This window comes from Actinoplanes lutulentus (assembly GCF_003259845.1).
GTDB classification, from domain to species: Bacteria; Actinomycetota; Actinomycetes; order Mycobacteriales; family Micromonosporaceae; genus Actinoplanes; species Actinoplanes lutulentus.
Window position 1 is genome coordinate 42,702 of the sequence record NZ_QLMJ01000022.1, and the last position, 26,672, is coordinate 69,373.

General features: G+C 68.2%; 22 protein-coding genes. 15 read left to right on the forward strand and 7 right to left on the reverse strand.

Translation table 11 applies throughout. From position 1 onward, the window contains the following. The first annotated feature begins 85 nt into the window (after positions 1–85). From glnT to B0I29_RS36720, 8 genes are all read left to right on the forward strand, one after another. Positions 86–1,402 (forward strand): type III glutamate--ammonia ligase, encoded by a 1,317-nt coding sequence (glnT, locus tag B0I29_RS36685; protein WP_220091527.1) that lies wholly within the window; start codon positions 86–88, stop codon positions 1,400–1,402. A 15-nt stretch (positions 1,403–1,417) separates the two neighbouring features. Then, the gene (locus tag B0I29_RS36690; protein ID WP_111653763.1) at positions 1,418–2,290 is read left to right on the forward strand and encodes a class II glutamine amidotransferase domain-containing protein; all 873 of its coding nucleotides are present in this window, start codon (positions 1,418–1,420) and stop codon (positions 2,288–2,290) included. Further along, positions 2,278–2,952: a GltB/FmdC/FwdC-like GXGXG domain-containing protein gene (locus B0I29_RS36695; RefSeq protein ID WP_111653764.1), complete on the forward strand. Its 675-nt coding sequence runs from the start codon at positions 2,278–2,280 to the stop codon at positions 2,950–2,952. The genes B0I29_RS36690 and B0I29_RS36695 overlap by 13 nt, the downstream gene beginning before the upstream one ends. Continuing rightward, entirely contained in the window at positions 2,952–4,256 is a 1,305-nt protein-coding gene (locus B0I29_RS36700; protein WP_111653765.1) for an FMN-binding glutamate synthase family protein, read from the forward strand. Before B0I29_RS36695 ends, B0I29_RS36700 begins: the two co-directional genes overlap by 1 nt. After that, on the forward strand, positions 4,253–5,371 hold the full coding sequence (locus B0I29_RS36705) for an FAD-dependent oxidoreductase (RefSeq protein WP_111653766.1): 1,119 nt from the start codon (positions 4,253–4,255) through the stop codon (positions 5,369–5,371). The genes B0I29_RS36700 and B0I29_RS36705 overlap by 4 nt, the downstream gene beginning before the upstream one ends. After that, positions 5,341–6,585, forward strand: coding sequence for an allantoate amidohydrolase (locus B0I29_RS36710; protein ID WP_281270947.1), 1,245 nt, complete (start codon positions 5,341–5,343; stop codon positions 6,583–6,585). The genes B0I29_RS36705 and B0I29_RS36710 overlap by 31 nt, the downstream gene beginning before the upstream one ends. Continuing rightward, complete coding sequence (locus B0I29_RS36715; RefSeq protein ID WP_111653768.1) at positions 6,582–7,229, forward strand: helix-turn-helix domain-containing protein; 648 nt, start codon at positions 6,582–6,584, stop codon at positions 7,227–7,229. The genes B0I29_RS36710 and B0I29_RS36715 overlap by 4 nt, the downstream gene beginning before the upstream one ends. Before the next feature lie 77 nt (positions 7,230–7,306). Then, positions 7,307–8,653 (forward strand): ammonium transporter, encoded by a 1,347-nt coding sequence (locus tag B0I29_RS36720; RefSeq protein ID WP_111653769.1) that lies wholly within the window; start codon positions 7,307–7,309, stop codon positions 8,651–8,653. A 98-nt stretch (positions 8,654–8,751) separates the two neighbouring features. On the opposite strand, the gene B0I29_RS36725 is transcribed toward B0I29_RS36720, so the two are convergent. The 3 genes from B0I29_RS36725 to B0I29_RS36735 all read right to left on the reverse strand — a co-directional run bounded on the left by B0I29_RS36725 (position 8,752) and on the right by B0I29_RS36735 (position 11,439). Then, the gene (locus B0I29_RS36725) at positions 8,752–9,120 is read right to left on the reverse strand and encodes a GNAT family N-acetyltransferase (protein WP_181558162.1); all 369 of its coding nucleotides are present in this window, start codon (positions 9,118–9,120) and stop codon (positions 8,752–8,754) included. Positions 9,121–9,292: 172 nt separating this feature from the next. Beyond that, positions 9,293–9,952, reverse strand: coding sequence for a hypothetical protein (locus B0I29_RS36730; RefSeq protein ID WP_146617014.1), 660 nt, complete (start codon positions 9,950–9,952; stop codon positions 9,293–9,295). A gap of 1,037 nt (positions 9,953–10,989) precedes the next feature. After that, on the reverse strand, positions 10,990–11,439 hold the full coding sequence (locus B0I29_RS36735) for a nuclear transport factor 2 family protein (protein ID WP_111653772.1): 450 nt from the start codon (positions 11,437–11,439) through the stop codon (positions 10,990–10,992). 248 nt (positions 11,440–11,687) lie between these two features. Here B0I29_RS36735 and B0I29_RS36740 point away from each other — a divergent pair, with 248 nt between their 5' ends. Continuing rightward, on the forward strand, positions 11,688–12,092 hold the full coding sequence (locus B0I29_RS36740) for an SbtR family transcriptional regulator (RefSeq protein ID WP_342768398.1): 405 nt from the start codon (positions 11,688–11,690) through the stop codon (positions 12,090–12,092). Between the two features lie 88 nt (positions 12,093–12,180). On the opposite strand, the gene B0I29_RS36745 is transcribed toward B0I29_RS36740, so the two are convergent. Next, positions 12,181–13,056: a LysR family transcriptional regulator gene (locus tag B0I29_RS36745; protein ID WP_111653889.1), complete on the reverse strand. Its 876-nt coding sequence runs from the start codon at positions 13,054–13,056 to the stop codon at positions 12,181–12,183. 82 nt (positions 13,057–13,138) lie between these two features. On the opposite strand from B0I29_RS36745, the gene B0I29_RS36750 reads away from it, so the two are divergent. Then, on the forward strand, positions 13,139–14,305 hold the full coding sequence (locus tag B0I29_RS36750) for an MFS transporter (protein WP_245973057.1): 1,167 nt from the start codon (positions 13,139–13,141) through the stop codon (positions 14,303–14,305). A gap of 43 nt (positions 14,306–14,348) precedes the next feature. Then, positions 14,349–15,290: an aldo/keto reductase gene (locus B0I29_RS36755; RefSeq protein ID WP_111653774.1), complete on the forward strand. Its 942-nt coding sequence runs from the start codon at positions 14,349–14,351 to the stop codon at positions 15,288–15,290. 62 nt (positions 15,291–15,352) lie between these two features. Here the strand turns inward: B0I29_RS36755 and B0I29_RS36760 are convergent, their stop codons facing one another. The 3 genes from B0I29_RS36760 to B0I29_RS36770 form a co-directional block, all read right to left on the reverse strand. Further along, positions 15,353–16,378, reverse strand: a complete 1,026-nt coding sequence (locus B0I29_RS36760; RefSeq protein WP_111653775.1) for a helix-turn-helix domain-containing protein — start codon at positions 16,376–16,378, stop codon at positions 15,353–15,355. Between the two features lie 11 nt (positions 16,379–16,389). After that, positions 16,390–17,343 (reverse strand): alpha/beta hydrolase, encoded by a 954-nt coding sequence (locus tag B0I29_RS36765; protein ID WP_111653776.1) that lies wholly within the window; start codon positions 17,341–17,343, stop codon positions 16,390–16,392. Between the two features lie 81 nt (positions 17,344–17,424). Continuing rightward, a complete protein-coding gene (locus B0I29_RS36770; protein WP_111653777.1) occupies positions 17,425–18,390 on the reverse strand; it encodes a LacI family DNA-binding transcriptional regulator in 966 nt (321 codons plus the stop codon). A 208-nt stretch (positions 18,391–18,598) separates the two neighbouring features. Here B0I29_RS36770 and B0I29_RS36775 point away from each other — a divergent pair, with 208 nt between their 5' ends. The 4 genes from B0I29_RS36775 (at position 18,599) to B0I29_RS36790 (ending at position 26,658) form a co-directional block, all read left to right on the forward strand. Next, on the forward strand, positions 18,599–19,417 hold the full coding sequence (locus B0I29_RS36775) for a hypothetical protein (RefSeq protein WP_245973058.1): 819 nt from the start codon (positions 18,599–18,601) through the stop codon (positions 19,415–19,417). A 55-nt stretch (positions 19,418–19,472) separates the two neighbouring features. Beyond that, the gene (locus tag B0I29_RS36780; protein WP_111653779.1) at positions 19,473–21,890 is read left to right on the forward strand and encodes a glycoside hydrolase family 127 protein; all 2,418 of its coding nucleotides are present in this window, start codon (positions 19,473–19,475) and stop codon (positions 21,888–21,890) included. A gap of 62 nt (positions 21,891–21,952) precedes the next feature. Then, positions 21,953–23,368, forward strand: coding sequence for a glycoside hydrolase family 43 protein (locus tag B0I29_RS36785; RefSeq protein ID WP_111653780.1), 1,416 nt, complete (start codon positions 21,953–21,955; stop codon positions 23,366–23,368). Continuing rightward, positions 23,365–26,658, forward strand: coding sequence for a discoidin domain-containing protein (locus B0I29_RS36790; RefSeq protein WP_111653781.1), 3,294 nt, complete (start codon positions 23,365–23,367; stop codon positions 26,656–26,658). The genes B0I29_RS36785 and B0I29_RS36790 overlap by 4 nt, the downstream gene beginning before the upstream one ends. Positions 26,659–26,672: the final 14 nt, after the last annotated feature.

Genomic DNA, 26,672 nt, shown 5'->3' on the forward strand with positions numbered 1-26,672 from the left:
GGAACGCGTGGCTTCCTGTAACAGAGATTCTGTTCACTCTTGCGAAACAGAGTTTCTTGTGAAGAATCATCTTCAGGGAGGTCACGTGGCACAAGCATCGGAACTCGCACGGCTTGCTGAGGCGGCCGATGTGCGGTTCATCCTGGCGCTCTTCGTCGACCTGCGCGGCAAGCCCTGCGCCAAGCTCGTGCCGGTCGAGGCCGTGGAGACCCTGGCGAGCGAGGGTGTCGGCTTCGCCGGGTACGCCGTCGGCGCCATCGGCCAGCAGCCGAAGGACCCGGACCTGATGGCGATCCCGGACCCGTCGTCGTTCACCCCGGTGCCGTTCCTGAAGCCCGGCCTCGCGATCGTGCACTGCGACCCGCACGTCAACGGCGTGCCGTGGAAGTACGCGCCCCGGGTGATCCTCAAAGCGATGCTGGCCCGTGCCGCCGAGGCCGGTTTCACCCCGTGGGTCGGTGCCGAGGTCGAATACTTCCTGGTGGAGCGGGACGGCAAGGGTGGACTGCGGCCGGCCGACACGCTCGACACCGCGGCGCAGCCCTGTTACGACGCGCGCGGCGTGACCCGGATGTACGACCACCTCACCGAGATCTCCCGGGCCATGAACGAGCTGGGCTGGGGCAACTACGCCAACGACCACGAGGACGGCAACGGCCAGTTCGAGCAGAACTTCGAGTACGCCGAAGCGCTGACCACCGCCGACCGGGTGATCACGCTGCGGTACCTGCTGACGATGCTGGCCGAGCAGCGGGGGATGACGGCGACGTTCATGCCGAAGCCGTTCGCCGACCGCACCGGCAACGGACTGCACCTGCACATGTCGCTGACATCAGATGGTAAGCCGATATTTCCGGCAGAAACCGACGAAAAAGGCCTCGGCCTCTCCGCCACCGCCTACGCCTTCGTCGCGGGCGTTCTCGAACACGCCTGCGCCCTCCAAGCCCTGCTCGCCCCGACGGTCAACTCCTACAAGCGGACCGGCGCCGTCGCCACCACGTCCGGCGCGTCCTGGTCACCCCGGCACGCCACCTACGGCGGTAACGACCGGACCCATTACATCCGCGTCCCCGACGACCAGCGTGTCGAACTGCGCGGCGGCGACGGGTCGGCGAACCCGTACCTGGCGATCGCCGGCGCTCTCGGCGCGGGCCTGGACGGGATCAACCGCTCGCTCGACCCGGGGCAGCCCGGCGCCGGCGAGACCAAGAGCGATCCGCTGCCGCTGACCCTGCTCGACGCCATCCAGGCCTTCGAGGCCGACGACCTGCTCACCGGGGTGCTGGACGCGGCCGGTGGGGGAGTGGCCGCGTACTTCGCCGAGATCAAACGCAACGAGTTCTTCGCCTGGCACAGCGCCGTGTCGCCCTGGGAGATCAACCAGTACCTGCAAGCGTTCTGAAGGGGGTTCCGACCCATGTGTGGAATCGTCGGTCTCCATCTGCGAGACCCCGATCTGTACCCGCGACTCGGCGAGTTGCTGACCGGGATGCTCTGCGAGATGGAGGAACGCGGCGCCGACTCGGCCGGTGTCGCGGTGTACGGCGACCCGGTGTGGTCGCCGCCGGGTCACGCCACGGTGACGGTGCTCGACGCGAAGATCGACAAGATCGCGGGCATCGCCGACGCCACCGTCATCGAACTCGGCACCACCACGGTGATCAACGCGCCGGTGCCCGTGGAAACGCTGGTCAATGCAATCCGCAGCGAATACCCCGATGCACTCATCGCTGGTTTCGGCGCTGATGTGACCGTACTCAAAGGGGTTGGGCATCCGCGCGTGCTCGCCGAGAGTTTCCAACTCCCACAGGCGCAAGGGTGGCAGGGTGTGGGACACACCCGGATGGCGACCGAGTCGGCGGTGACGTCGTCCGGAGCGCATCCGTACGCGGTCGGCCCGGACCAGTGCCTCGTGCACAACGGATCGTTCGCCAACCACGCCACGATCCGCCGGCACCTCGTGGCACAGGGCGTGGTGTTCGACAGCGACAACGACACCGAGGTCGGCGCGCGGTACGTCGCCCAGCAGCTCGCCGACGGCCGGGACGTGGAGTCGGCGCTGAAGAGCCTGTGTGCCGAGTTCGACGGCTTCTACACGCTGCTCGTCTCCAACCGCGACTCGTTCGCCGTGGTCCGCGACGCCATCGCCTGCAAGCCCGCGGTGATCGCCGAAACCGATGCGTGGGTGGCGATGGCCTCGGAATATCGCGCCCTGGTCGGCCTGCCCGGCATCGAGAACGCCCGCATCTTCGAACCCGAGCCGGAACGGATCTACGCATGGACGCGATGACCTTTGATCTTGGTGCGGAGCGCCTGCGGGACGTCAACCGGACGCTGCACCGCCTCAAGAACGGCCGCGCCCGGCTGAAGAATCCGAACGGCAAGCACAGCGTCGCGGCCGGACTCCGGAGCCCGCTGTCCGTGGTCGTCAACGGACACTGCGGCTACTACGCGGCCGGGATGAACCAGCTCGCCGACGTGATCATCGAGGGCAACGCGGGTGTCGGCGTCGCCGAGAACATGATGAGCGGATCGGTACGCGTGCACGGCAACGCCTCCCAGTCGGCCGGCGCCACCGCACACGGCGGCCTGCTCGTGATCACCGGCGACGCGGCCGCCCGCTGCGGCATCTCGATGAAGGGCGCCGACATCGTGGTCGGCGGCAGCATCGGGCACATGAGCGCGTTCATGGCGCAGGCCGGCCGCCTCGTGGTCCGCGGTGACGCGGGGGAGGCCCTCGGCGACTCGATCTACGAGGCGCGGCTCTACGTCCGCGGCAAGGTCGCCTCGCTGGGCGCGGATTGCATCGCCAAGGACATGCTGGCGGAGCATCACACCGAGTTGCGGGACCTGCTGGATCGGGCCGGCTTCCCCGACGACGACACCGCTGACTACACGCGATACGGCTCCGCCCGGCAGCTCTACCACTTCAACGCGGGGAACGAATACTGATGAGGGAATCCGCCACTTTCAACCGGAACGCGATCGCAGAGATCCAGCGGGCGGCCCGGACCGGCGTCTACGACATCCGTGGCTGGGGCGCGAAGCGGCCACTGCCGCACTTCGACGACCTGCTGTTCCTCGGCGCCAGCATGTCCCGCTATCCCCTGGAGGGTTATCGGGAGTCGTGCGGCACCGACGTGGTCCTCGGCGGCCGCAACGCCTCGTCGCCCATCCACATCGACATCCCCGTCACGATCGCGGGCATGAGCTTCGGCGCGCTGTCCGCGCAGGCCAAGGAGGCGCTCGGCCGGGGCGCGTCGGCGATGGGCACGTCCACCACGACCGGTGACGGCGGCATGACGCCGGAGGAGCGCGGCCAGTCCCAGCACCTCGTCTACCAGTACCTGCCGTCGCGCTACGGCATGAACCCGGACGACCTGCGCCGGGCCGACGCCATCGAGATCGTTCTCGGTCAGGGCGCGAAGCCGGGCGGCGGCGGCATGCTGCTCGGCCAGAAGATCAACTCGCGGGTCGCGAAGATGCGGACGCTGCCCGAGGGCATCGACCAGCGCAGCGCCTGCCGGCACCCGGACTGGACCGGCCCGGACGACCTCACCATCAAGATCCAGGAGCTCCGGGAGATCACCGACTGGGAGAAGCCGATCTACGTGAAGGTCGGCGCCTCCCGCACGTACTACGACGTGAAGCTGGCCGTGCACGCCGGCGCCGACGTGGTCGTGGTCGACGGCATGCAGGGCGGAACCGCCGCCACCCAGGACGTCTTCATCGAGAACGTCGGCATCCCCACCCTCGCCGCGATCCCGCAGGCGGTCCAGGCGCTGCAGGAGCTCGGCGTGCACCGCCAGGGCGCCACGGGCGTCCAGCTGATCGTCTCCGGCGGCATCCGTACCGGCGCCGACGTGGCGAAAGCCCTGGCCCTGGGCGCGGACGCGGTCGCGATCGGCACCGCCGCGCTCATCGCGCTCGGTGACAACGACCCGCGCTGGAACGCCGAATACGAGGCGCTCGGCTCGGCCGCCGGCTTCTACGACGACTTCCAGGACGGCCGCGACCCGGCCGGCATCACCACCCAGGACCCCGCGCTTGCGGCGCGCCTCGACCCGATCGAGGGCGGTCGCCGTCTCGCCAACTACCTGCGGGTTCTCACCATGGAGGCGCAGACGATCGCCCGCGCCTGCGGCAAGGCCCACGTCACGCACCTGGAGCCGGAGGACCTGGTCGCGATCACGATCGAGGCAGCCGCGATGGCCCGGGTTCCTCTCGCCGGCACGTCCTGGATCCCTGGTTCATGAGCCGTTCTTTCGTCGTCGTCGGCGCCGGGCTCACCGGCGCCGCCACCGCCTGGCGGCTGGCTCAGCGCGGCGAGTCGGTCACGCTCCTCGAGCGGGCTACGCCCGCCAACCCGCAGGGCAGCTCGCACGGTTCGGCCCGCATCTTTCGGTACGCGTACCCGGCCGCTTTTTATACGAATCTTGTCGTCGCGGCCCGCTCGCAATGGCATTGCCTCACCGAAGCCGCGGGGGTCGAGTTGATCCGTCGCACCGGATCGCTGGACTTCGGATCGCTGCGGGATCCGGTCGCGCTTGCGGCGATCCTGGAGTCGGCGGGGGTCTCGCATCAGCTGCTGGCCGCTCAGGAGGCCGCTGCACGGTGGCCCGGGATCAACTTCGACGGGCCGGTGCTGTGGCACCCGGATGCCGGGGTTCTTGATGCGTCGGCGGCGGTGCACGCGATGACGTCGCTGGCCGTGGAAGCGGGGGCTACCGTGGTGACGGATTGGCCTGTTGAGCGGATTTTTCGGGACAATGATGGGTTTGTGCTCTCCGCTGCGAACGGCGACTCGCTGGCCGCCGATCACGTCGTCCTTGCCGCCGGTGGGTGGCTGCCGACGCTGCTGGACGAGTTGCCGTCGCTGCGGGCGCTGATGCCGCCGTTGCGGATTCGCCAGGAGCAGGCATATCACTTCCCCTACCGCGATCACGGCGTGGACTGGCCGACCTTCATTCACAAGCGGGACGACATCATGACCTACAGCCTGCCGGGCGGGCGGGACGCCGGCTTCCGGGGGCAGAAGCTCGCCGAGTACAACGGCGGTTCCGGCATCGCGTCGTCCGCCTTCAACGACGGCGTTGTCGATCCGCGGAACCGGAAGCGGGTGATCAGCTATGTCGAACGGTTCCTGCCCGGCCTCGATCCCACGCCGTACGCCGAGACGACCTGCGTGTTCACGATGACGCCGGACGAGGACTTCGTGATCGACACGGTTGACGGGATCACGGTGGCGTCACCCTGTTCCGGGCACGGGGCCAAGTTCGCGCCGCTGCTCGGTTCTCTCATCGCCGACACGGCGACCGGGGCGGCGCCGGCACCGGACCGATTCCGATTCCGTTCCCGGGGCGTCTCGTGATCACCTCGGTACCGTCACTGATGTCTGATATTTCCGGAGTAGGGCGCGATCGGGCCCGTGGCGGATATAGCCGGTTCGTGTTGACCCCGGCCGAGCTGGAGCTGCGGGAATGGTTCGGCGGCGAGGCGGCGCGGCGCTCCCTCGACGTCGAGGTCGACCGGAACGGGGTGCTGTGGGCCTGGCACTCCGCAGGCTCTTCTACGGGCGCTGTCGTCACGGGCAGTCATCTCGACTCGGTTCCCGGTGGGGGCGCGTTTGACGGTCCTCTGGGAATCGCTACGGCTTTTTGTGCGTACGATCGGCTCTTGAATGAGGGCGCCTTGGGCGACCGGCCTTTCGCCATCGCGGCGTTTCCCGAGGAAGAAGGCGCGCGTTTCGGTGTGGCCTGTCTCGGCTCGCGGCTGATGACCGGGGCGATCGACCCGGACCGGGCCCGTGGGCTGACCGATGCTGACGGTGTCAGCTACGCCGAGGCCCTGGCCGGCGCCGGCATCGACCCGCGCCACATCGGACCGGACCCGGACCGGCTGAAGTCGCTGTCCGCCTTCGTGGAGCTCCACGTCGAACAGGGTCGCGGGCTGATCGATCTCGGTCAGCCGGTGGCGGTCGGCGATGCGATCCTCGGGCACGGGCGGTGGCGGATCACCGTGCGGGGGCAGGGCAACCACGCCGGGACGACGCTGATGGACGACCGGCGCGACCCGATGGTGGCGGCCGCGGCGATCGTCGTGGCGGTGCGTGACCTGGCGCGGCAGCAACCGGACGCGCGGGCGACCGTCGGCCGGATCCAGCCGGTACCGGGCGGCACCAACGTGATCGCCTCCCGGGTGGAGGTGTGGCTGGACGTGCGGCATCCGTCCGACGAGGTCACGGCGTCGCTGGTGGCGCGGATCGCGGCTTCCGCGTCGTCGCTTGCCGCGTCGGAGGGGTGCACGGCGTCGGTGACCGAGGAATCGCTCAGCCCGACCGTCCATTTCGACGCGTCGCTGCGTTCTTCTCTCTGTGCTGCTTTGCCCGGCGCGCCTGTCCTCGGCACCGGCGCCGGGCACGATGCGGGAGTTCTCGGTAGTCATGTGCCGACCGGGATGCTGTTCGTGCGCAACCCGACCGGGATCTCGCACGCTCCCGAGGAGCATGTGGAGGACGACGATGCGGATGCGGGAGCCGACGCCCTGGCACGATGCCTGGCGCCGCTGCTTAGGGTTGCTGGGTGACGCTACTTCGCAACAATGCCGGAACCGCGCGGGAACGAGCCGCCGGTGAGCCGGTCGACGGGGTCGAGCTGGAGGTGGCGATCGGGCGCAACGTCCGTGAGCTGCGCAATCAGTACGGCCTGACGGTCGCCGAGCTCGCCACCCGGATCGGCATCTCCAAAGCGATGCTCTCGAAGATCGAGAACGCGCAGACCTCGTGCAGCCTCAGCACCCTCGCGGCTCTGGCCGGGGGTCTGGACGTGCCGGTCACCAGCCTGTTCCGCGGCGCCGAGACCGAACGGCCGTCGTCGTTCGTGCCGGCCGGCGGCGGCACCGCGATCGTCCGGGACGGCTCCCAGGCCGGCCACGAGTACCAGCTGCTCGGCTCACTGCGCGGCGAGCACCGCCGTCTCGAATGCCTGTACGTCACGCTGACCGTGAAGAGCCAGACGTACCCGCTGTTCCAGCATCCCGGCACCGAGTTCATCTACATGCTCGAAGGCGTCATGGATTACGCCCACGGCCGGGCGATCCACCGGTTGACGCCGGGCGACTCGCTGCAGATGGACGGCGAAGGCGCGCACGGCCCTGCTGACCTGGTCGAACTGCCGATCCGGTTCCTGTCGGTGATCGCTTTCCCGGACGCGGTAGCGCCGCATCGCTGAAACTTCGCAGCAACAACCTTCACGTTTACTCTCGGTGTCTTTTGTTTTATGACAGTAGACGGAAGGGTCGCCTCCTCTTGGACGTCGGAAGTACCGCCTTTATCCTCGCGGCCAGCATGGCCGTCGCGCTGATGATTCCTGGCCTCGCCCTGTTCTACGGCGGCATGGTCAGCTCTCGTTCCGTACTCAATATGATCATGATGGTCTTCGGAGCCGTCGCCGTCGTCGGCGTGCTCTGGACCTTCTTCGGATATTCGATGGTCTTCGGTGACTCGTACGGCGGCCTCGGCCTGCTGGGCAACATCACCGAATACGCCGGCCTCGGCAGTTTCGTTGCCGGTGACGAAGCGGCGACCCTGCCGCCCGCGCTCGTCGCGATCTTCCAGGCGCTGTTCGCCGTCATCACCACCGCGCTGATCGCCGGCGCCGTCTCCGACCGGGTCAAGTTCGGCCCGTGGCTGCTCTTCGCCGGCCTCTGGGGCGCGCTCGTCTACTTCCCGGTCGCGCACTGGGTGTTCGCGTTCGACTCCGCCGACGGCAGCGTCATCGGCGGCTGGATCGCCAACAAGCTCGGCGCCGTCGACTTCGCCGGTGGAACCGCCGTGCACATGAACGCCGGTGTCGCCGCGCTCGCCGTGGTCCTGATCGTCGGCAAGCGCACCGGCTGGCCCAAGCAGGCCCGCCCGAACAGCCTGCCGTTCGTCGCGCTCGGCGCCGGCATGCTCTGGTTCGGCTGGTTCGGCTTCAACGGTGGCTCCGCCCTCGCGGCCGGCAACAGCGCCTCGATCGTCATGCTGACCACGTTCAACGCGACCTGCGCCGCGATCCTGTCGTGGCTGCTGGTCGAGCGTCTGCGCAACGGTCACGCCACCACCCTCGGCGGCATGTCCGGCGCGATCGCCGGCCTCGTCGCGATCACCCCGGCCTGCGGTGCGGTCAGCCCGCTCGGCGCCCTCGCGATCGGTGCCATCGCCGGTGCCATCTGCCCGCTCGCGGTATCGCTGAAGTACAAGTTCGGGTACGACGACTCGCTCGACGTGGTCGGCGTCCACCTGATCGGCGGCCTCGCCGGCACGCTGCTCATCGGCCTCTTCGGTGTCGAGGACGCCCCGAGCGGCCAGGCCGGTCTGTTCTACGGCGGTGGCTTCACGCTGCTGGGCAAGCAGGCGGTGGCGGCGGCTGCGGTTCTGGCGTACTCCTTCGTGGTGACGCTGCTGATCGCCTTCGTCATCCAGAAGACGATCGGTTTCCGGTTGTCCGCCGAGAAGGAAGCAGCCGGCATCGACATCGTCGAGCACGCCGAGCTGGCGTACGACCTCGAGGGCAAGCCGCACGCCCCCGGAACCGCCCCGACCCCGGCCGGGGTCATCGCGTCAGCCGAGCGGCTGACCGCCGAGGCGGTGCCGAGCACGACGACGTCCTGAGCGGTTAGCCGCTCAGGTTGTGAGCAGGGCGCAGGCTAGGTCGACCCTCCTTGACCAGCCTGCGCCCACCTCTTTCTTCTTTCTTCTTTCTTCTTTCTTCAGAGCTTGATCCAGTACCGGCGCTTGGGTCCGATGACAGTCTCGCGGACGTCCTCGAGGATCCCGCCGGCTTTCTCGATGATGTGTGCCGACGCGGTGTTCTCCGGTGAGCAGGTCAGCAGCACCCGGTCCATGCTCCTGTCCCTGGCCTGGTCAAGGGCATTGTTCAACGCCCACGTCGCGATCCCACGCCCGCGGTAGTCGGGGCGCACGCTGTATCCGATGTGCCCGCCCGCATCGAGCAGCAGTGGGTGGTCGATGTCGTGCCGCAGCTCGACCGAACCCAGAACCGCATCGTCCTCGGTGATCCACGAGTAGGTGGAGCGCGCGACCTGCCTGGTGGGAGAGCTTGGTGCGGGTCCGCGCACGCCAGCAACTTGGCGACCCAGACGGCGAAGCCCTGTTCACTGCGGGGGTCATCCCCGTCCCGCAGCCCGGCAGCGTCCAGGTGAGCCCCGGCGGGCCACGCCGCGTAGTGAGCGAGCCAGGCCTCCCGCAGTCTGACGTCCGGCGGGCCCAGCTTCATTCAGTCCTCCAGGCTCACGGGTGACCGGCGGCCTTGCCGCGCGCGACCAGGTCGGCTGCGGCCTTGCCGCGGGCGACCAGGTCGGCGAACCAGGCGGCCTCGGTGATGGGCACCATGTCGGTCTCGCTCCAGAACTTCTGCGCCCGGTCCGTCTCCGGGTCGCCGGCCCGTGGCGTGGTGCTGACGTTGCCAGTGAAGTAGACCGTCAGGTGCCGCAGCGCCGGCGCGTCGAGGTCTCCATCCCGCACACACATCCCCAGCGATTGCTCGGCACGGATGCTCGCGCAGGTCTCGGTCGGTTGCTCGGACAGCTCCACGAGGGCGTGCAACCACTGCTCGCCGAACTGATAGGAATCCACCACGGAGTCGGTCCCATCGGAGCCGGTCCCATCGGAGGCGGTCCGATTGGAGCCGCTGCCCATCCTGAGCAGGTCAGGGGGCCGGCTCGCCGGGACCATGGCGAAGTGCCGCGATTCGCCCGACTGCCTGTCCATGTCGATGCGCAAGGCGTCCTGCAGCAGCTTGTGTTCGGGCACTGACGCGTCGATGGTCAGGTCGCTGGGCTGCGAGGCCGCAGCCTGGTGGCTCACTCTGCCGGACAGCACGGCAACCGCTACCAGACCGCCGACGATGACCACCGCCGCCGCGGCGAGCGCCCCCCGCTTACGCCTCATGTCTCGACCCGTCTCGTAGGCACCGAGCAAAATCATAAATATAGACGAATCCCTCGCGGCCCCTCGCCGGGGCCGCGGCGTCCTTTATAGCGCGACCTCGTGGCGGGCGGGGATAGCTTTGGCGTGACTTTATTTTCGTCTGCTGAATTTCTGGGCTGGAATTGGCGTGATCGAATACTGATATGGCGCTGCCGGGGCCTGAAATAATGGTGCCATGCGGGGGCAGCAGGGATTGTTCAGCAGGGCCGAATTGGCGACGTGGCGTGATCGGACGGCACGCCGCAACTATTCGCGCGAGGCTGAGGAATTCCGCCGCCAGCATGAGCGGCACCGCGCTTGGGGCCTTGAGCGCCGTCATGCCGAGAAGCTGCGGCGCCTTCGTGAGGTGGCCGGTGATACCGGCTCTGGCCTCGCGGTCGAGCGGTCAGAGCAGAGTTCGGTGGAGTGGCCAGGGCAGAGCCCGGTGGAGTGGCCAGGGCAGAGCCCGGTGGAGCGCACAGGGCAGAGCCCGGTGGAGCGGCCAGGGCGGAATTTGGTGGAGCGTCCGGAGGGGAGCCCGGTGGAGCGCCAGGCTGCGGACGGCCGACCGGGCAGCGCCGATGATCGGCCTGGCGTTGAGGCTGGCAGCGGGCAAGTCAGTGCCGTAACGCCACCGGCGTCCGCATCTGAGCCCGTGCCGTCCGTGCCCGTGCCGTCCGTGCCCGTGCCGTCCGTGCCCGTGCCGTCCGTGCCCATGTCTGGGCCGTCCGCATTTGAGCCAGAGCCGTCCCCGCCCGTGCCCGCGTCTGGGCAGGCCGTTCTAGTGCCGTTCGTTGTGCCTGGGGCTGCGGAGTCGGTGGTTGAGGGTGTCGCGTTGGAGGAGTCGGAGGGCTTTGTTTCCGCTGCTCTTGAGCCTGATGCTGTCGCGTTTGCGGATTCGGAGTCCGCGCGTTCGGGCTTGGTTGGGCGAGAACCTGTTGGCTCAGCACTTGGTGGTCGGGGTCCGCCGGCTGGGTGGGTTCGGTCGGCCTGCTTGGGGGCGCGGGCTCTTCGGGGTTCTATTGCGGTTGATTGGTGGGTTTGGTTCGCGCTTTGGTGGCTTTTACTGCGGCGTCCAAGCGGTTGTGGATTTGGGCTGTGGTTAGGGGGTCCAGGTAATCGCGGGATTCGACTATCTGGCCGTTTCGGATTCGGAGGACGAAGATGGCCGGCTGGGTGAAGGGGATTTGGTCGGCGGTGCCTTCGTAGGTGAACTCGGCGACTAATACCTCGGGGTCGGTTGTCTCGTGGATGGTGATGTTGGTGGCTTGGCGTCTGATGTCGGGGCCTTCGCCTGTGGGGTGGAAGTGTTCGCGTAGCTCATCCCGGGTTCGCAGGGCGGGGGAGCGGTGCGGGTCGAAGGGGTGGGACACGTCGGTGTGTTCGGCGTACAGATCGGGGAGGGCTTGCCAGTTGCCCTCTGACACGCCGTTGACCAGGGATTTGAAGACTTCGCTCGGGGTTCTCAACGGGGCTCCTGTCGTGGGAACATCTTGATCCGAAGTGGAGACTCCGATTTTATGGAGTGGTGACTTCGGAAAACAAGGCTCTTCGTGTTGATGCTCAGGCCAATCGGGTTCGGATCCTGGATGTGGCGGAGGAGGTGTTCGGGGCGGGTGGGGCTTCGGCCTCTACTGAGGAGGTGGCTCGGCTGGCCGGGGTTGGGGTCGCCACGGTTTTTCGGCACTTTCCGACCAAGGCGGAGCTGTTGCGGGCTGTGCTGGTGCGGCGGTTCGACCGGTTGCGGGAGGAGGCTTCGGTTCAGCTCGGGGCTGCGGATGCTGGTGCTGCGTTCTTCGGGGTCTTCCGGCGGCTTGTCGCGGATGCGCCTACAAAGATTGCGATAGGGACCGCGCTGTTCGACGCCGATCAGGAGAGTCCCGGCCAGACGAAGACCGGGAAGGAGGACGCGGCTTTTCGGGCGTCCAACGAGCTGCGCAAGGTGGTGGGGGCGCTGCTGCGGAACGCTCAGGAGGCTGGGGCTGTTCGGGACGATGTCGAGTTGCCTGAGGTTTATGCGCTGCTGGTCGCCATGTCGCGAGCCGCTCATCGGGACGCCGAGGTCAGGGAGCGGGCGTTGACGATCGTCTTCGACGGGCTCGCGCCGCACCGGAGCCTCTGACGTCAGGCGTACCCAGGGATGGGCCTGACGTCAGGCGTACCCAGGGAAGGGGGTGAGTGGGCGCGCTTGGCGCGACCGTCGCGGTTTTTCAGGGGTACGGGGCGGTGGTGGCCAGGAAAGTGTGGAAGCGGGCCGCGGCCGGGGTCAACGGGCGGTCGTTGCGCCAGGTCAGGCCGACGACGCGTTCGGCGGTGGGGGCGGTCAGGGTGATTTTTATGGTTCCGGTGGCGCCGGCGAAGCGCTCGGGGACCAGTGCCATGCCCAGGCCCGCACCCACTAGGCCTTCGACGGTAGCCAGGTCGCCGATCTCGAAGGCTATGCGCGGGGTCACGCCTGCCGTGGTCAGGAGGTCGTCGACCAGGGCTCGGAAGCCGAAGCCCGGGGGGATCGTCACGAAGTCCTCGCCGGCCACTTCGGAGAGGCGGCATTCGCGGCGGGTGGCGAGGCGGTGGCCCGGTGGGACGATCAGGGCGAGGGTCTGCGTCTGCAAGGGGAGCCAGCCGTACGGGCCGGGTGGGCGCGGTGACGTCAGCGCCAGCTCGGAGACGCCGGCGTCCAGGTCGGCGAGGATTTCGTGGCCGGGTTCCTGGCGCAGCTCGACGCGCAGGCGCGGGGCGTGTTCGCGGACGTCGTGCAGGATGCGCGGGACCAGGGATGTGGCCATCGAATCGAGGAACGCGAGCCGGACCGTGCCGGACTCCGGGTCGAACAGGCCGGCCAGGTCCATCCGCAGACGGTCGTAACGGTCGACGAGGTCCTGCGCCGCGACGAGGGCGAGGTCGCCGAGCGGGTTGGGGTGGACGCCTTTCGCATCGCGTTCGAAAAGGCGGGCTCCTAGTTCGGACTCCAGGCGGGAGAGCAGACGGGACAGCGTCGGCTGGGTGGTGCCGAGCGCGGCGGCCGCCTCGGTGACGTGGCGATGCTCACCCAGGGCGATCAGGCCGCGGAGGTCGTCGATCTGCACGACGCTCATCATACGTTCAGCGCATGACAGCCATGAATTCTATGCATTGGACGTATCCGGACGAGCGGCGAACAGTGGCCTGGTGAGCACCTACCGCCGGATCTCCATCGCGCTGTTCGCCGCGGGCGTGGCGACGTTCGCGCTGCTCTACAGCACTCAGGCACTGCTGCCGGAGCTGTCCGCCGCGTTCGGCGTCACCCCGGCGCGGAGCGCGTGGTCGCTGTCGTTCGCCACGATCGGGCTCGGGGTGGCGCTGCTGATCACCGGGCCGCTGTCGGAGAAGGTCGGCCGGACCCCGCTGATCCACCTGTCGCTGATCCTTTCCGGACTGATCGGGCTGGCGTGTGCGGCGGCGCCGGGCTGGCACGCGCTGCTCGGGCTGCGCCTCGCTCAAGGAGTGGCGCTCGCCGGACTGCCCGCCGTGGCGACCGCGTACCTGCGGGAGGAGTTGCCGGCCTCGTTCCAGGCGCGGGCCGCCGGGCTGTACATCGGCGGGACCGCGCTCGGCGGCATGGTGGGCCGGCTCGCGAGCGGAACGGTTGCCTCGGCGTTCGGCTGGCGGTGGGCCCTGGCCGCCGTCGCGGTGATCGGGTTGGTCTGCGCCGGGCTGGTGCTGGCGCTGCTGCCGGCGTCCCGCAACTTCGTGCCCCGCCGGCAAGCGGCGATGACCTGGCGGGCGCTCACCGATCCGGCGCTGCTGAGCCTGTACGCCATCGGCGCCTGCTCGATGGGCGCGTTCGTGGCCGTCTACAACGCGCTCGGATTCCGGCTGACCAGCGCACCGTTCGGGCTGAGCGCGGCCGCCGCCGGTGCGGTGTTCCTGATCTATCCGGTGGGCACGCTCAGTTCCACGGTCGCCGGGCGGCTCGCCGATCGGTACGGGCGGCGGGCGGTCATGCCGTTCGGCTGCCTGCTCACGGCGGCCGGGCTGCTGCTCACGCTGCCGGACAACCTGCCGGTCATGATCGTCGGGCTGGCGTTGCTGACCGGCGGATTCTTCTGCGTGCACGGCCTCGCCAGCGGGTGGGTCCCGGTGCGGGCGCACGCCGGGGATGTGCCCGCCGGGCAGGCCGCGTCGCTGTATCTGTTCGCGTACTACGCCGGATCGTCGGTCTTCGGCAGCCTGTCGGGTGCGGCCTGGTCGGGCGGGGGATGGGTCGCGGTGGTCGCCTTGGCCGCGGTCTTCGTGACGGTCAGTGGCGTGCTGGCGGGAGCGCTGCGACGCGTACCGATCCTGGCCGCCAGATGAGATCACTCAGACCTTTTGGGTACGGGGTGGCAGGCTGGCGTTCATGAGCAACGTCAGCATCGGAAGTGACATCGACGTATTTCCGCTTGCACTGGGCGGGAACACCTTCGGCTGGACCAGCGATGAGAGCACCTCGTTCCAGGTGCTCGACGCATATCTGGCGGCGGGCGGGAACTTCCTGGACACGGCGGACGGGTACTCGGCGTGGGTTCCCGGGAACTCCGGCGGCGAGTCGGAGACCATCATCGGCGCCTGGCTGAAGGCCCGCGGCACCCGGGATCAGGTCGTCATCGGTACCAAGGTCAGCCAGCACCCGCAGTTCCGCGGGCTCGCGGCGGCGAACATCGCGGCCGCGGCGGACGCGTCGCTCGGGCGGCTCGGCACCGACCGCATCGACCTGTACTGGGCGCACTACGACGACGCGAACACCCCGCTCGAAGAGACCGCAGGCGCCTTCGACGCCCTGGTCAAGAGCGGGAAGGTACGCACGATCGGCGTCTCCAACTACACCGGTGACCGGATCCGCGAGTGGTTCACCATCGCCCGCCGTGAGGGGTTCACGCTGCCGGTGGCCGTGCAGCCGCACTACAACCTGGTGGAGCGGGCCGGGTACGAGCGGGACATCGCGCCTGTTGCCGCGGCCGAGCATCTTGCCGTGGTGCCGTACTACGCGCTGGCCAGCGGGTTCCTGACCGGCAAGTACCGGTCGGCGGATGACCTCGGTGCCTCGCCCCGTGGGCACGGGGCCGGGAAGTATCTCAATGACGCGGGGCTGGCCGTGGTGAAGGTTCTCGCCGACATCGCGCATGCACGGGGTTCTGAGCCGTCGACGGTGGCGCTGTCGTGGTTGCGGGGGCGGCCGGACGTGGTCGCGCCGATCGCCAGCGCGCGGACCGTTGAGCAGCTGCCGGCGCTGGTGGCGTCGGCGGCGTTCGAGCTCACGGCGGAGGAACGGGCTGCGCTGGACGAGGTTTCGGGTTCCTGAGCGACGTCCCGGGTTGAGCGGCGTCACGGGTTCTGAGCGGCATCACGGGTTGCTGAGCTGCGTCATGGGTTGCGGCGCAGGCTTCTGAGGGTGAGGGCCAGCTGGGTGCGGAGCAGGCCGTGCGGGTTGCGGACGCTCCAGCCCAGCAGGTTTTCGGCGTGGATCACCCGGTCCTGGAGGGTCGAGTGGTGCAGGCGGAGTTTGGCCGCCGCGGCTCGCAGGCTGATCGTGGTGGACACCGCGTGCAGGGTCGGTAGTAGCCAGGCGGCGGTTGTCGCGGCGTGATCCAGGGTGATGACGTCGGGCACCGCGCCGGGGTCGGGGATGGTGGCCAGTGCTGCCAGGGCACCCAGGTCGGCGTAGTGGATGACCGGTTCGCCGGGGTCGTCGTCGGTGCCGGCGGCGGTGAAGCGCAGGGCTGTGCGGGCGGCTCGGTGCGAGGCCGGGAGTTCGAGGATGGGCACGGCGGGGCCGATGCCGGCACGGTGTGGGTGCCCCGTCGAAGCGGTGTTTGCCATGCCGTTCGAAGGTTGGTGGCCGGATGAGTTGGCGTTCTCAGTGGCGGCGTGGACGCGTACCGAACCGGTGTGAAGGACCACCGCGAAAGCCGGCGCGTCAGGTGGGAGGCCCAGGTGGCGCGCGGCTCGCTGGCGCGCGTCGGGAGGGGCGGCGGCGTCGGTGAGGAGCTCGATGAGGGCGATCTCGTCGGCTGCGGGAGCGCGGCCGCGGGTGCGATCGAGGACGGTGCGGGCGGCGGTGGCGGCTCGTTCCAGGACCATCGGGTCGACCGGGCCGGGAGGGCCGTTACGTTCCAGGCGCAGGGTCGCGGAGCCGGCGGTTGCGTGCGGCCAATGATTTTCGACCTGATCAGGATCGGTCGCGGACGTGCCGTCGGGGAGGACTCTAATATGGACTCGGCGGGTGGGGTCGTCGAGGCGGGCCGGGCAGCCGGCGAGGACGGCCGCGCCGCGGACGATGCTCTGGAGCCCGGCGCCGGCCTCGGCGAGGCCGTCGAAGTACGCGATGACCTGGACGGCGGCGCTCGCGTCCGCGTCGAGGGCGGCGAGGCGGACGGCCAGGTCTTTCATGGTTGTTCAGGCTAGGCGCTGAGCAGGCGGTTCAGCCAGCGGACCCGGGCCTGGCGGGCGTCCTGGGCGAGCGCCGCGCTCGGCACCATGGTGTCGAAGCCGTGGAAACCGCCTGGCCAGACGTGCAGTTCGGCCTGGCCGCCGGCCTGCCAGATCCGGCTCGCGTACGCGACGTCCTCGTCGCGGAACGTCTCCGCGCTGCCGACGTCGATGAACGCGGGCGGCAGATTCGCCAGATCGGCTGCCCGGGCCGGCGCGGCGTAGGGGGAGACGTCCGGCCCGCCGGCGGCGTCACCGAGCAGCGCGCCCCAGCCGGTCTGATTGGCGGTGCGGTCCCAGATGCCGAGACCGGCCATCTGCAGAGCGGACGGGGTGTTGTTGCGGTCGTCGAGCATCGGGCAGATCAGCATCTGGCCGAGCAGTGACGGTCCGCCCAGGTCCCGGGCCATCAGCGCGAGTGCCGCCGCGAGGCCGCCGCCGGCGCTGCCGCCCGCGACGATCAGCCGGTCCGGGTCGATGCCGAGCTCGGCGGCGTTCTTGGCGGTCCAGACCAGTCCGGCGTAACAGTCGTCGACCGGGCCGGGGTGCGGGGTCTCCGGGGCGAGCCGGTACTCGACCGAGATGACGGTGAGGCCGAACGGCTCGGCCAGTTCGAGCATGCCGGGTACGCCGGTCCGTTTGTCGCCGAGGATCATTCCGCCACCGTGGGTGTGGTAGATGCAGCCGGTATGCCCTGTCGAACCGGTAGGCCTGCAGATCAGGAGGGATATGCCGAGGTCGTCGAGGGTGCGTTCCTCGATCTCGAAGGCGCCGCCGCGCCGCAGCTCGTCGTCGCTGATCGGGGCCAGCGGGGTGCCCTTCCGGATCAGCGGGATCATCTCGGGCGTGAGGGCCGGGGGAAGCTGTTCGCTGATGACGGCCAGGGCGGCGGCGAGTTCCGGGTCGAACGGCGGGGCGGTGGTCATGGGCGGTGCTCCTTGCGTGTGATCGGTGTCACCACAGGATGGCCCGTCGGCGGAGTCCGTTCGAGCGCCATGCGGCGGAATCTACCCGCCAGCTGGCGGGCTCACGGTGGAGGCGCGGATGACCAGGTCGCAGGGGTGCCGGTGCACGCCGTGTGCCGGGGTGCCGTCGAGCAGGATGCGGACCGCTGTCGCGCCGAGCCCGCGCAGGTTCAGGTCGACGCTGGTCAGCGGCGGCCGGCAGTCGGCGGCGAACTCGGTCCAGTTGTCGTAACCGACCAGCGCCACGTCGCCGGGGATGCGGCGGCCCAGCTCGTGCAGGGTCTGTGCGACGCCGGCCGCGATCTGGTCGTTGCCGCAGAACACCGCGTCGGTGTCCGGGTGCGCGGCGAGCAGATCGGCGGCGGCGTGCCGGCCCCAGCGCTGTGACCACTCGCCGTACCGTGGCTGGCCGCCGGCCGCGCGCAGGCCGTGGCCGGTCAGGATCGCGTCGAACCCGGCGGCCCGTTCGCGCGCCGCGCGGAAGGACCACGGCCCGGTGATGTGCGCGATCCGGCGCCGTCCGAGAGTGATCAGATGCTCGGTGGCCAGCCGGGCGCCGCCCTCGTCGTCGGCGATGACCGAGACGTCGGCGGGGTGGTCGGACTCGGCGTACGCGTAGACCACCGGCACCCCGATGTCGCGGGGCAGTGACGGGCGCCTGTCGTTGTCGTACCCGATCACGATGATGCCCTCGACGTGCCGGGCCAGCACCGCCAGTTGTCCGGGCTTGCCGGGGCAGAGCAGCAGCGACAGGCCGAGCGCGGTCTCCGCGCCGAGCAGGATCGGCATGGCGAACCGGCTCCCGAGCTCGTCGGCGAGCAGCCCGATGGCCCGGGTACGCCCGCCGAGGGAGAACGACAGCTCGCCGGCGGCCTGCAGGACCCGCTCCCGGGTGGTGGCCGCCACCTGGTCGCGCGCGTTGAGGGCTTTCGATGCGGTGGCGACCGAAACGCCCGCCCGGCGCGCCACGTCCGCCAGGGTCACCGCGTGCGTGCGTCGACGTCCCATAGCCGCTCCCAGCAGGTAGCCCGTTTACGGGAATCTATTCGTAACACGATGAGCACCTTGCCGAAAACCTTTTCGTAAGGCAGCGTCACCGGCAGGCGGAAGCACCACCGGGGCACAGGGACGGAGCCCGCCTGACGATCTCGCACGCCTTCGGGACGTCGGGCGAATCTCATTCAAGACATCGACAGATGTCGATCAAGGAGGTTCCGTGAGAACACGACTGATCATCGCCCTGTTCCTGGCGATCATCATGGCTCCGGCAGCGGCGCAGGCCGCCCCGCCGACCTGGAGCCCGCCGTCGAACCTGGTCACCGGACTCAACCAGGTCTGGCAACACCAGGAGCAGACCTACAACAACGGCAATCTGTACGCGTTCCGCAACTACGGCTGGGACCAGATCATGGCCAACCGTGGCTACGTCAACTACTGCGTGCGCTGGGATTCCACGGCGAGCGTGACCGTGGCGCAGCGCGACGCCATCCACGCCTCGCTGGCCCGGCAGCACAAGAAGTGGATGGACGAGCTGGCCGGGCACAACGCCTGGCCGTACTCCGACGTGCCGGTGCGGGTGGTCGGCTGGGCCGTGCGCAACCGCGCCCAGCTGCAATGGACCGACACATCGGTAGCGGTCTACGTCAATGACATCCGGGAGAACGCGCCGCAGTGCTCGGTGCCGTGCGGCCGATTCTTCAACCAGAACGGGCAGTACCCGAACTGCCCCGGCGGATACGCCCGCCATTACGACCAATCACTGTGGCTCACCGACGGATTCGGCGGCGGCGCCGGTGGTGACTGGGGTCAGCGGATGGGCCGCGAGTACTTCATGAACAACATCAACGCGGCGAACATGACGATCCTGCTGCACGAAATCGGTCACACGTGGGGTCTGGACGACTTCTACGACTGGACACCGACCGGAGTGGGCGGGTTCCTGATGAAGGCCGGCAGCGCTCCCGGCATCACCGAGTTCGATGCCTGGATGCTGCGCGACTGGTGGCGGCATCTGAAGAGCCGTTACGGCTACTGACCGTTCCCGTGGGGCCCCGGCTCGTTCGCCGGGGCCCCTTCCGAAAGGCGCTGACATGCTTTCGCGTCGGACACTTCTGAAAACCAGCGCGGCCTCGGCCTCGGCCTCGGCCTTGCTGCCTTCGCTCGCTCTCGCTCGCCCCGACAACGGCGTTTCCCTGTACGCGTTTCCGCTGACCGCCGTCCGTCTCGGGGCGGGGCCGTTCGCTGACAACGCCGGGCGTACCCACGCCTATCTGCGTTTTCTCGACGCCGACCGGCTGCTGCACATGTTCCGGGTGACCGCCGGTCTGCCGTCGTCCGCGACGCCGTGCGGTGGCTGGGAATCGCCGTCGACGGAGTTGCGCGGGCACTCGATGGGTCACGTGCTGACCGGTCTTGCCCAGGCGTACGCCGGCACCGGTGAGGCCGTGTTCAAGACCAAGGGTGACTATCTGGTCGCCCAGCTCGCGCTCTGTCAGCGGGCCAACGGTTATCTCTCGGCGTATCCGGAGAGCTTCATCGACCGGGTCGAAACCGGACAGTCGGTCTGGGCTCCCTACTACACGTTGCACAAGATCGTGGCCGGGTTGCTCGACTGGCACGTGCTGACCGGCAGTGCGCAGGCGCTGACCGTGCTGACCCGGAAAGCGGAGTGGGTACGGGCTCGGAACAGCGTGCTGACCTATGCGCAGCGGCAGCAGATGCTGCGGGTCGAATTCGGTGGCATGGGTGAGGCGCTGTTCAATCTGTATCAGTTGTCGGCGTTTCCGGCGCATTTGACGACGGCGCAGTATTTTGACCACGCGCAGGTGCTGGATCCGCTGGCCGCGGGTGTCGACGCGCTGGCCGGTTTTCACGCGAACACGCAGATTCCCAAGGCGCTCGCGGCGATCCGTGGTTTCCACGCGACGGGGACCTTGAAATATCGGGATATAGCGGTCAATTTCTGGAACTTTGTTGTTCGGCAGCACTCCTATGCCATCGGCGGCAACTCCAACGGCGAGTACTTCCAGGCGCCGAACCGGATCGCGAGCGAACTCTCCGACACGACCTGCGAGTGCTGCAACAGCTACAACATGCTGAAGCTGACCCGGCAGCTCGCGTTCACCGACTCGGCCCGGGCCGCCGAGCTGATGGACTTCTATGAGAAGGCGCTCTACAACCATCTGCTCGGCGCGCAGAACCCGAGCTCGGCAAACGGGCACCACTGCTATTACGTGCCGCTGCGGGCCGGTGGGATCAAGACGTACAGCAACGACTACGACAACTTCACCTGCTGCCACGGCACCGGGATGGAGACGAACACCAAGTTCGGCGACAGCGTCTACTTCCACGACGGATCGACGGCCCTCTGGGTGAACCTGTTCGTCGCGTCCACACTGACCTGGCCCGGGCGGGGCATCACGATCCGGCAGGACACCACATTCCCGGAGACGTCCACCGCGCGGCTCACCGTGACGGCCGGGTCCGGGGCGATCGACCTGCGGATCCGGATCCCGTCCTGGACGAGCGGCGCGCAGGTTCGGGTCAACGGCGTTCTCACCGGCTCGCCGGTGCCCGGTTCCTACCTGGCGATCAGCCGGACCTGGGCCACCGGGGACACCGTCGACATCAGTGTGCCGATGGCGCTGAGCGTCGAGGCGACGCCGGACAACCCGGCCGTGCGGGCGGTCAAGCACGGGCCGATCGTGCTGGCCGGGCAGTTCGGGACCAGCAACCTGAGCGCGTTGCCTCCTCTGGACCCGTCGTTGTTACGGCCATCGTCCGCGGCGTTGGAGTACACGGCCGGATCGGTGCTGCTCCGGCCGTTCTACAAGACGCACGGGCAGCGATATTCGGTCTATTGGAACGTGGTGTCGAATGTGCCGCGGGAGGCGCACTACCCGTTTGAGGAGGCCTCCGGGTCGGCGGTGCTCGACGCCACCGGCAACGGGTGGAACGGAGTTCTGGCCGGCGCTGCCTCCCGGACCACCGGTCGCACCGGGCGGGGCGTGCTGCTGAGCGGCGGATACGTCTCACTGCCTGCCGGTCTTCTGGCCGGCGCCGCCGCGTTCACGGTGGCGGCGTGGGTGCGCGTGGACGTCGCGGCTTCGTGGGCCCGGGTCTTCGACTTCGGCACCGGGACCGGTGCCTACCTCTTCCTCACCGCGCGCAGCAGCTCAGGGACTCTTCGGTACGCGATAACGAGCGCCGGGTCCGGTGCCGAGCAACGCATCGACGGGCCGGCCGCCCTCCCCACCGGCGTGTGGACGCACGTGGCCGTCACGCACACCGGCAATCTCGGCGTGCTTTACGCAGGTGGGGTCGAGGTGGCCCGCAACAGCGCGCTGACCGTGCGGCCCAGCGCGCTCGGCTCCACCACGCAGAACTGGATCGGCCGGTCGCAGTACGCCGGCGACCCCTATCTGTCCGCGGCCGTCGACGGATTCCGGATCTATAGCCGGGCGTTGTCGGCGTCCGAGGTGTCCCAGTTGAACGCCACCGGTTCATAGGTTTATCGGTTTATTGGTTTCGGTCTATCGGTTTTCGGTTTTCGTTTTATAAGGGAGCACCGATGTCAGTCAAGAAATGGCTGGCTGCCGGGTGCGGGGTGATCACGGCGATTGCCGTGGCCGCTGTACCCGTGCACGCCGCCAACCCGATCATCATCAGCATCTATACCGCTGATCCGGCGCCGCTCGTCGTCGGGAACACCCTCTACGTCTACGCGGGCCGCGACGAGGCGCCGGCCGGCACCAGCAACTTCGTGATGCGCGAGTGGCACGTCCTGTCCTCGACCGATGCGAACACATGGACCCACCACGGCGCCCGGGCCAACATCGCGACGTTCCCGTGGGCCGGGGCCGACGCGTGGGCCAGCGAGGTCGAGCCGCGGAACGGGAAGTATTACTGGTACACCTCGATCAATGGCAACGGCGCGGGCTGGATGAACATCGGCGTCGCGGTCGGTGACAGTCCGCTCGGGCCGTTCACCGACGCCAAGGGTGGACCGCTGATCAGCGACAGCACGCCGAACTCGTCGGGGCTCAACATCGACCCGACGGTCTTCGTCGACGATGACGGCCAGGCGTACATGTACTGGGGTGGGTACTGGGCGCCGCGTGCGGTCAAGCTTGCCGCCAACATGATCGACACGGTCGGGTCGGTGGTGACGCCGACCGGGTTGACGAACTACTGGGAAGCGCCGTGGATGTTCAAGCGCAACGGCCTCTACTACATGATGTACGCCGCCAACGACACGAACGGCTGCGTGACCAGTTCGAGTTACGCCTGTCAGCGGTATGCGACCGCGACGAATCCGCTGGGGCCGTGGACACATCGAGGCATCGTGCTGGGGCAGGTGTCGTCGACGACGAATCACGCCGGGATCGTGGAGTTGAACGGTCAGTCGTACATCGTCTATCACACCGCCGACGCGCCGGGTGGTGGCGATTTCCGCAGGTCGGTGGCGGTGGACAAGCTGTACTTCAACGCTGACGGGACGATTCAACGGGTGGTGCCGACGACGGGTGGCGGCGGTAGTGGCGGTGGTGGCAGTGGCGTCAACATCGCGCCTAACGCGACCGCGTCGACGTCGTATGTGTCGTCGTGGGAGAGCCTGGCCGCGATCAACAACGGTGGGGTGCCGGCCAACTCGCAGGACCGGTCGAACCTCGCGTATGGCAACTGGCCGCAGCAAGGCAGCCAGTGGATCGAGTATCAGTGGCCGGCCGCACAGTCGGTCAACAAGTCGTCGGTCTACTGGTTCGACGACAACCAGGGCATTGACTTGCCGGCGTCGTGTCAACTGCAGTATTGGAACGGCAGTCAATATGTCAACGTTGCCGGCCAATCAACATGTGGAACGACTGGAAGCGTTGAGAACGTCATCACGTTCAATGCAGTCAACACGACGCGGCTTCGTCTTCTGATCACGTCACGCGCCGGGCTGTCCACCGGTGTGCTCGAGTGGAAGGCGTTCCAGTCATGAACGGCCGGAGTGGCACGGGCGTCTACGTCGTGATTCGCCGGCTGTGCGCGTACATCATGGGTCTGGTTCTCATCGTTGCCGGTGTGGTCGGTCTGCCGACGCCGGCGCATGCCGCACAGACCATCGGCTTCCCGACCTTTGCCAACGCGGGCTCGATCCCGGCGCCACCGGTCGGTTACTCGACCGGCGACACGATGCGGGCGATCTACGACGCCGAGGCGTCCGGCACCGACTTCTGGATGGACCGCCTCCTGGCCCGCACCGGCAACGACCCGGCCGGCACCTGGCTCATGACGCGGGGCCGGGCCGCGTTCATGTACACGCACAACCCCGCGGTGATCGGTTTCGGCGGCAACGCCGCGTACTGGGACAACATCAGCAGCCAGAACGCCTATGCGATCACCGCGTCGCCGGGCACGTTCACCGAGCAGGCCGCACAGCGCCGGCAGACACCCAGCCACTGGCGCAGCGTGCACACCGGCGGGACGATCCGCCTTGACGTCACCAAGTTCATCACGAACAACAATGTGCTGGTCACGAACGTCGCCGTGGTCAACACCGGCACCGCGTCGGCGACCGTGGCGCTGAACGCGACCTCGCCGTACGCGACCACGGTCAGCGGCACCGAGCTGACCGGCACCCGGGCCGTGAAGAACAACCTGACCACGCTGTACCCGCGCCTCTCCGGGGACGGGTTCACCGCCGCGAGTGGGGCGCTCAGCCGATCAGTAACGGTCGCGGCCGGCGCCACGGTCACCGTGAAGGTGCAGCTCGGCATGGTCGCCAACGAGATTCCGCAGTCCCGGACTGAGTACGACGCCTACCGCGCCCGGACGGCCGCCGACGCGTTCGGCACGCACGTGCGCGAGTACAACAAGTGGTGGGCCGACAACGTGCCCTACATCGACGTGCCGGATGCCGCGATTAAGAAGAACATCTATTACCGCTGGTGGCTGATGCGGTTCAACCACCTCGACGCGGACATCCCGGGGCAGGATTTCCAGTTCCCGCAGTCGATCGAGGGCGTGACCGGTTACAACAACGCGATCGCGCTGACCCAGCCGATGCACATCGACGACCTGAAGTACCTGCGCAGCGCGGAGTACTCCTACGGCCCCTACTTCGCGGTCGGGCAGTCGTCGGCGAACGGGCGGTTCATGGACAACCCGGGTGACCCGGAGAACTGGTCCAACTCGTACACGCAGTACATCGCTGAGGCGGCCTGGCGGGCGTACCAGATCCACGGCGGGCAGCCGGCCATGCTCACCAACTTCGCCCGGTACGCCGAGGGCGACGCGAAAGGCCAGCTCGCCACGTACGACACGAACAACAACGGCGTCATCGAGTATGACTGGGGCGCGATGACCGGCAATGACGCCGACGCGGTGTCGTTCCACTGGCGGGCCGGCAACCTGGACCGGGCCGAGACCGCGTACGTGTGGAGTGCCGCGAACGCGGCCCGGGACGCGTACAGCCTGCAGGGCAACACGGCGAAGGCGACCGAGATGCAGACCCTCGCCGACCGGATCCGCACCGGCGTGATCAACACGCTGTGGAACCCGGACCGGCAGCTGCTGGAGCACAAACACGTGTCGACGAACACCCACGTGCCGTGGAAGGAGATCAACAACTATTACCCGTACTCGGTCGGGCTGATGCCGAACACGGCCCAGTACCGGGAGGCGTTGCGGCTGTTCGCCGACCCGGCGCAGTACCCGATCTTCCCGTTCTACACGGCGAACCAGGTCGACAAGGCGGCTGCCGCGGCGGCCGGTAACCCGGGCAGCAACAACTTCTCGACGATCAACTCGACGGTGCAGTTCCGGCTCTACTCGTCGGCGCTGCGCAACTATCCGAACAGCTGGATGACCAACGACGACTACAAGAAGTTGCTCTACTGGAACGCCTGGGCGCAGTACGTCGACGGCAACACGGCGTGGCCGGATGCCAACGAGTTCTGGGCGGACTGGAACGGCAGCGCGATCACGTACCGGTCGTGGATCCACCACAACATCCTCGGCAGCGGCAACTGGACGATCATCGAGGACGTGGCGGGGCTGCGGCCGCGCAACGACACGCAGATCGAGCTGTCGCCGATCAACATCGGGTGGAGCCACTTCGCGGTCAACAACCTGCGGTACCGCAACGCGAACCTCTCGGTCGTCTGGGATGACCCGGCCGACGGCGTGACCCGGTACACCGGGGTGCCGCAGGGGTACTCGATCTTCCTGAACGGGACCCGGGTCGCGACGATCAACCAGCTGGTGCCGTTCACCTACAACCCGGCGACCGGTGCGGTCACCACGAGCGGGACAGTCGCGTACAACACGGCGTTCTCCGGACTGCAGGCGCCGCAGAACGTGGTGCAGAACAGCGCGCGGATGACCGACATCCTGGCCAAGGCCGGCGTCTCGTCGAACACCAACCTGGCGGCGGGCGCGACGGCGACGGCGTCGTACACGACCTCGGGCACCACGGTGGCCGGTGCGATCGACGGGTTGCCGACCAACGCCCCGCTCTGGGGTTCGTACGGCAGCACGAACGCCACCGACTGGTACGAGATCAACATGGGTACGGCGAAGACGGTCGACGAGGCGGCCGTCTACCTCCGTAACGACCGGGCCGGCAACCGCTATCGACCGCCGGCGTCATACACCGTGCAGTACTGGAACGGGACGACGTGGGTTGCCGCGTCAAGTCAAGTCAAGTCGCCGTCAACACCACAGAACAACTTGAATAGAGTCAACTTCAGTCCAGTCAACACGTCTCGGCTGCGGATCGTGTTCACCCAGCCGTCCGGCACCGCGAAGACCGGGTTGACCGAGGTGAAGCTCTACAGCAGCGGTGTCGTGGTGCCGCCGTCGTCGAACCTGGCGCTGTCGGCGATACCGAGCGCGTCGTACACCTCATCGTGGGAGAGCGTCACGGCGATCAACGACGGCATCGACCCTCCGTCGTCGAACGACACGGTGAACCCGCGCTGGGGTACATGGCCGAACACCGGACAACAGTGGGCCGAGCTGACTTGGCCGTCCGCGCAGACACTCAAGTCGGCGCAGGTCTACTTCTTCGACGACGGCCAGGGCATCGACCTACCGGCGTCGTGGAAGCTGCAGTACTGGAACGGCACCGCCTACGTGGACGTACCGTCGCCGGGCACGTATGGGGTGGCGGCCAACCAGTACAACGCGGTCACTTTCGGCGAGATCAGCACGACGCGCCTGCGGGTCGCGCTGACCAGCGGAACAGCCTCGGTGGGCCTGCTGGAGGTGAAAGCCTCCAGCAGCTAAAGCATCCACCAGCT